This window comes from Microcoleus sp. PH2017_05_CCC_O_A, from assembly GCF_020738785.1.
GTDB lineage: Bacteria > Cyanobacteriota > Cyanobacteriia > Cyanobacteriales > Microcoleaceae > Microcoleus.
Genome location: NZ_JAEQCB010000279.1, coordinates 1 through 4,962 on the forward strand (window position 1 = coordinate 1; position 4,962 = coordinate 4,962).

Genomic DNA, 4,962 nt, shown 5'->3' on the forward strand with positions numbered 1-4,962 from the left:
TCTTGAATTTGGGATATCCAGCTTTTTTTGAGAAAAATAAGGAGAAGGAATCACCAAGATTGTCGAAAGCATATTGAGTTATCTTCTGGCAAATTCCCGTCTCTTTAATCCATGTGAACTCAGGTTTTACATGATTGTTAAAGAATTTCTTGAGCAGGTATTTATTGGGCTTCAATCCATCTTGATCAAGGTGGCTCCAAGTAGCCAATCCCCAGTTATAAGTAAACCTCGCTATTCCAGCGTGTTTGCTCATGACTGTTGCCTGACTCTTGTTTAGCTTTAACTTTGTTTTGATGGATAAAAGCATTGTTCGACCTCAACACTGTATTTCTTTGTTCAATTTAGCGAGGCGATCGCATGGTACACCAGGATTTTGTCTATAAGTGTACCACTTTGTCTATTTAATCGCTAGCTAAGGACTAGCTCATTGATTATTTTCATGCAATTTGAGCTTTAGATTAATACTCTCACTAATCCGTAATTTCACTGAGTTCAAATCCTGGGTCGGTTTTTACTCCCTGCTTTTTTCCTGAGACTCCCCTATAATCAAAATAAGCCGAATGTAAAGTTTTACTACAAAATTTACCGATAATGACAACTTTAAGCTTAGAGCAAATTGCAGCCAAGTTAGAAAGCGAAAACTCAGCCGATCGCATGGTGGCTTTGGCTAACTTGCGAAACGTGTCGGCTGAAACGGCTGTACCTTTGATTAAAAAGGTGTTGAACGACGAAAGTTTGCAAGTGCGATCGATGGCTGTGTTTGCTCTGGGAGTCAAACCGACAGCAGAGTGCTATCCCATTCTAGTCAAATTGCTAGAAACTGACCCAGATTACGGGATTCGCGCTGACGCTGCTGGTGCTTTGGGCTATCTGGAAGATATCAGAGCTTTTGAGGCTTTGGTGCGCGCTTTTTACGAAGATACTGAATGGCTGGTGCGCTTTAGTGCGGCGGTTTCTCTGGGAAATCTCAAAGATCCGCGGGCTCGCGACGTGCTGCTGAAAGCTCTCGACTGCGAACAAGTGGTGATCCAGCAGGCGGCGATTTCGGCTTTGGGGGAAATTAAGGCAATTGACGCGATCGATCGCATCCTCAACTTTGCTCAGTCAGAAGATTGGCTGATCCGTCAGAGGCTGGCTGAAGCTTTGGGCAATTTGCCGAGTGTGAAGAGTGTTTCGGCTTTGAAATACTTAGAAAAAGATAAAAATTCTCAAGTAGCTGAGGCCGCAACATTTTCTCTCAATCGCTTAGAGAAAACAGAAGCCTAAAATTTTTTAGAGGCGGGTTCACCAAAAATCTGTAAAAGCAGTAGAATCAGATAAACCCGCCCAGCCCTCTTTGCGATGTTTTAAACAAGTTATTAGACTTGAATTGCCTAAATCTTTGATTGATAGAACAACCGCAGATGCTCTTGGGATAAACACAGATAAACGCAGAGGTTTTTCAAGGCCAGAGAGTGAATGAGGGCGAGAGGTTTTTTGATTGTGTTGGAAGAGGGAGTTAAATGCCGTACAGTCAATTTAGCCTCGAACAAATTAAGAGAAATTTTGGCATAACTTTTACTAGGAGGGTTGGCTTGTTTGCCGACATTCCCGAAATAGAACCCAGCATTTTTTTGCAAGAAACTTTGCAATTCAATCTACCTTTAGCACTAGAAATTAATTCCGATAAAGCTCGCTCCGAGCTAATTGTCGCGCCGATATTAGTTGAAATCAAAAAACGGCTGCCGGAACGGATGAGTTTATTTTCAGGTAGAGAGTTTACTGTAGACCCTGCTAGGGGTTTGAGCGGTTATTGCGATTTTCTAATTAGCAGATCGCCCGAACAGCTAGTCATCGAATCCCCAGTCATCGCTTTGGTTGAAGCAAAAAACGACAACATTCTATCCGGCTTAGGGGAGTGCATGGCAGAAACGATCGCAGCCCAAATATTTAACCAGCGTCAATCGATTTTAGATTTTAGATTTTAGATTTTAGATTTTAGATTAACCCCACGGATAAATTCGGGGGAAGAGAGGATTTTAGATTTTCGATTTGGGAGTGAAAATCTTGGTCAATAAAATAACATTCAGACAATTTATGGAGTTGTGACAACAGGAAGTATCTGGAAATTCTTTAAGCTAGAAGGAATTGCGATCGAGATTGATACAGACGAATATTTTATTAATAATGTTTCTAAAATCCTCGGTATCTTAATAAATTTTATCGACTGTTGAGTAAAATGAGAATGTATCATGTAAGTTGCGACGGCAAATCGCAAGTTAAAATAGTTGTTTAAATCCTTTAACCATCACTAGCCATGAATCAAGCACCGAATCCTTTTAACTCAAATCCCTCCGATCCGCTAGACCCCTTGGAGCAACAACCTGACGATCGAGGTGAAGAGTTGCCGAGACAGTACCACCCAGCTACTAAAAAAACTCTCCAAAAATTATTTCTGATTCTGATAGTTGTCGGGGTAGTGATTGGTGGGGTTCTATCTGTAGGTGTGATTTCGCTGATGCAAAAAGCCGGATTGACTGATGTGCCGGCGCGGGTACAGAATCCGAAGTAATATCTACTCGGAAGAATCTATCGATGCTAAATTCAGCAGTTTTCAGGGATGAAGCCTGACAAAATATGATGGTTTGTATGGATTTTTTTACAATAGACTTGAATTGTAAAAATACTGAGGACGGGCTAGAAGCCCATCCCACAAACTTTTTTTTCTTGTGGAATGGGCTTCTAGCCCGTCCTAAAATTTGATTGAAAGAACTTTTGCACTTCAGTTCTAATATAGCAACCACGCCCGACAGTGAGGACGTTCTTAATTGCTGAAACCGTTGCTTTTCTTGCTTCTTGCTTCTTGCTTCTTCCTTCGCCTATAATTGATGATTAAAAATTCGACAGCCAAGCCCGATCGCACTCCACAACCGCAGATTTCCGAAAAACTTGTTTCCGCAGGCTTTCACGCTCTTTCTGACCCCCTGCGGATTCAGATTCTGGAGTTGCTGCGGGAACAGGAGTTGTGCGTTTGCGACTTGTGCGATCGGCTTGGAGTCCCTCAGTCTAAACTCTCTTTTCACCTCAAAACCCTAAAAGAAGCCGGTTTAGTTCGCAGTCGCCAAGAAGGCCGCTGGATCTACTACAGCCTCAATCTAGCTCAGTTTCTCGCCCTGGAAGAGTACCTGTCGGACTATCGGCGCTTTAGCCAGATCCTGCCGGCGCGCCCTTGTTCCGATGCGGGTTGACATATCAATATTTTTTGATTAGTAATATCGTGTCCGGTAAAGTAACCGCTATTGGTTCGATCGTTCCGACGAAGAGTCCTGGCTTGATGCGGACTAAAGTCCGAAGGATCGAACCAATAGACTTGACACATCAACTTTTTTTGATATGATGATTTGGAACCAATGAGTTGAGAGCGATGGGTGCAGCAGCAAAGAAGTTAGCTTCGGGCGAAAATCGAGATTGCAGTCGAGAAGCGATCGCGGAATGCCTCGGCACGTTTATTCTAGTTTTTGCAGGCACCGGCGCGGTGATGGTGAACAAAATTAGCGGTGGTGCTGTCACTCATTTGGGCGTTAGTTTTGTATTTGGTGCAGTTGTAGCCGCGATGATTTATGCGATCGGGCATATCAGCGGCGCGCACTTTAACCCAGCCGTAACTTTAGGATTTTGGGCGAGCGGTTTTTTCCCAAAATACAAAGTTTTGCCTTACATTTTGGCGCAGTGTGCGGGGGCGATCGCAGCTTCCACACTGCTACTAATTAGCTTAGGAAAAGTGGGAAATCTCGGTGCAACTATCCCTCTTAACGGTAATTGGTTGCAGTCTTTAATTTTAGAAACAGTTCTGACTTTTATCCTGATGTTTGTGATTCTGGGTTCGGGGCTTGACAGGCGCGCTCATATCGGTTTTGCGGGGATAGCAATTGGCTTGACCGTAGGCTTGGAAGCTGCATTTATGGGGCCAATTACGGGAGCGAGCATGAATCCGGCGCGATCGCTCGGCCCGACCTTAATTGGTGGCATTTGGGAACACCACTGGGTTTACTGGGTTGCTCCAATTTGGGGCGCGCAATTAGCAGTCGCTGTTTACCGACAAATATCTAACGGATTTCGGGATTTTAATTGAAAGGATTATGGCAAATTTCACGCATAAACCGAGAATTCTGTTTTTATATGGCTCGTTAAGAGAGCGATCTTACAGCCGTTTGTTGGCGGAAGAATCGGCTCGAATTATTGAGGATTTCGGTGCAGAAGTTCGGTTCTTCAATCCTCGGGAATTGCCGATTTATGGCAGCGTTCCCGATACGCATCCGAAGGTTCAAGAGTTGCGGGAATTGAGCCTTTGGTCAGAGGGTCAAGTTTGGTCGAGTCCAGAAATGCACGGCAATATTACGGGCATTATCAAAAATCAAATTGACTGGATTCCTTTAAGTATTGGGGCTGTCAGACCGACTCAAGGTCGGACTTTGGCGGTGATGCAGGTTAGCGGCGGTTCTCAGTCTTTTAATGCTGTGAATACTTTGAGGATTTTGGGCCGCTGGATGCGGATGTTTACGATTCCTAATCAGTCTTCGGTGGCTAAGGCTTATCAGGAGTTTCATGATGATGGGACGATGAAGGATTCTCCTTTTCGCGATCGCGCGATCGATGTCATGGAGGAATTGTACAAGTTTACCTTGCTGTTGCGGGAGCACACCGACTATTTGACCGATCGCCACAGCGAACGCAAGGAACAAGCGGCCAAGGAGGCGATCGCAGTTGCAAATCGCGCCCTGGAAGTTAATTAAGGCGATTGAAATCGCGGAGAATCACCCGGCGATTGAAATCGCGGCTACACAGACAAAACCCGCCTTCGCGGGTTGAAGAATCACCCGGCGATTGAAAGAGACTGTTGGCGAATGTCTGAGGGGTGTCACCCCTCAGACATTGCCGTCCTGAATAGGCAGAATGATTGTGTAATCACGCACCATATTAAAT

The 4,962-nt window shown here is 44.5% G+C and carries 8 protein-coding genes; 7 read left to right on the forward strand and 1 reads right to left on the reverse strand.

Going from position 1 to position 4,962, the window contains the following annotated elements; genetic code table 11:
• Positions 1-307, reverse strand: a 307-nt coding sequence (locus tag JGK20_RS33720) for a helix-turn-helix domain-containing protein (RefSeq protein WP_293191471.1), incomplete at its 3' end; no start/stop codon positions are given.
• Positions 308-591: 284 nt separating this feature from the next.
• On the opposite strand from JGK20_RS33720, the gene JGK20_RS33725 reads away from it, so the two are divergent.
• The 7 genes from JGK20_RS33725 to arsH all read left to right on the forward strand — a co-directional run bounded on the left by JGK20_RS33725 (position 592) and on the right by arsH (position 4,772).
• Positions 592-1,266 (forward strand): HEAT repeat domain-containing protein, encoded by a 675-nt coding sequence (locus JGK20_RS33725; protein WP_293142775.1) that lies wholly within the window; start codon positions 592-594, stop codon positions 1,264-1,266.
• A 236-nt stretch (positions 1,267-1,502) separates the two neighbouring features.
• Entirely contained in the window at positions 1,503-1,967 is a 465-nt protein-coding gene (locus JGK20_RS33730) for a hypothetical protein (RefSeq protein ID WP_293233747.1), read from the forward strand.
• A gap of 117 nt (positions 1,968-2,084) precedes the next feature.
• Positions 2,085-2,213 carry a hypothetical protein gene (locus JGK20_RS33735; RefSeq protein WP_293233749.1) on the forward strand — a complete coding sequence of 43 codons (129 nt, stop codon included), beginning with the start codon at positions 2,085-2,087 and terminating at the stop codon, positions 2,211-2,213.
• 83 nt (positions 2,214-2,296) lie between these two features.
• The gene (locus JGK20_RS33740; protein WP_293175203.1) at positions 2,297-2,551 is read left to right on the forward strand and encodes a hypothetical protein; all 255 of its coding nucleotides are present in this window, start codon (positions 2,297-2,299) and stop codon (positions 2,549-2,551) included.
• Positions 2,552-2,867: 316 nt separating this feature from the next.
• On the forward strand, positions 2,868-3,227 hold the full coding sequence (locus JGK20_RS33745; RefSeq protein WP_293233751.1) for a metalloregulator ArsR/SmtB family transcription factor: 360 nt from the start codon (positions 2,868-2,870) through the stop codon (positions 3,225-3,227).
• Positions 3,228-3,403: 176 nt separating this feature from the next.
• Positions 3,404-4,111, forward strand: a complete 708-nt coding sequence (locus tag JGK20_RS33750; protein WP_293175199.1) for an MIP/aquaporin family protein — start codon at positions 3,404-3,406, stop codon at positions 4,109-4,111.
• A gap of 7 nt (positions 4,112-4,118) precedes the next feature.
• Entirely contained in the window at positions 4,119-4,772 is a 654-nt protein-coding gene (arsH, locus tag JGK20_RS33755; RefSeq protein WP_293175197.1) for an arsenical resistance protein ArsH, read from the forward strand.
• Positions 4,773-4,962: the final 190 nt, after the last annotated feature.